Here is a 954-nt window from a genome sequence, read left to right on the forward strand (position 1 = left end):
TATCGACGGCATCGTCACCCGCTTCGGCATGCAGGGCCAGGACCACCGCCACTACGCCTACAAGGCCCGCCTGAGCCCCTGGCTGTGGCTGGCCACGCGCAAGAGCGACTTTCGCATCTTCCAGAACCTCAACGTGCCCGACATCGTCGAGCAGGTATTGGGCGTCTATGGCCATCCAATGCAAAGGAAACTCACGCGCGCCTATCGCAGTTGGGACTACTGCGTGCAATACAACGAAAGCGATTGCGACTTCGTCTCGCGATTGATGGAGCACGAAGGCATCTACTATTTCTTCGAGCACGCATCGGGCCGGCACACCCTGGTGCTGTGCGACGACATCATTGCCTCGCACGGCGCATTGCCCGGTGGTGAATCCATTCCCTTCTATCCCCCGGAAAAAGCCGCCGCAGGCGATCAGGAAAACATCCACGCCTGGCAGCTGGAGCAGGAAATCAAGCCGGGCCGCCATTACATCGACGACTACGACTTCAAAAAGCCCCGGGCCGAACTGTCCCACATGCGCCGCGATCCACCGGGCCATGCGCACGATGGCCATGAAACCTACGAATGGCCGGGCGGCTACACGGAGTACGGCGATGGAGATGCCTACATCCGCGTGCGACTGAAGCAAGGCCTCACAGGCCACAGCCGGGTGCGGGGCCAGTCCTGCCACCGGGCGCTGGCCACGGGCTACACCTTCAGCCTCTACAACTACCCGCGCGGGGACCAGAACCGGCAGTACCTGATCACCGGCCTGAGCTACCACCTCAAGGAGAACCCCCGCGTCAGCGCCGTCGCCCCGGGCGCCAAGGGCAGCGCCGCCGAAGACGGCTCCTTCCAGCGCTACGAACTGCAGGCCCAGCCCACCAGCCTGGCCTTCACGCCGCCGCGCACCACGCCCAAGCCGCGCACCACGGGCCCGCAGACTGCCGTCGTCGTGGGTCCGGCCGGAGA

At 64.6% G+C, this 954-nt stretch carries 1 protein-coding gene; it reads left to right on the plus strand.

What is annotated here, in order from left to right:
* Positions 1–954, plus strand: a 954-nt coding sequence (locus ACF8NF_RS23265) for a type VI secretion system Vgr family protein (RefSeq protein WP_392451334.1), incomplete at both ends; no start/stop codon positions are given.

Source organism: Delftia sp. WSY_22 (genome assembly GCF_043104185.1).
In the GTDB taxonomy this organism is placed as follows: Bacteria; Pseudomonadota; Gammaproteobacteria; order Burkholderiales; family Burkholderiaceae_C; genus Comamonas; species Comamonas tsuruhatensis.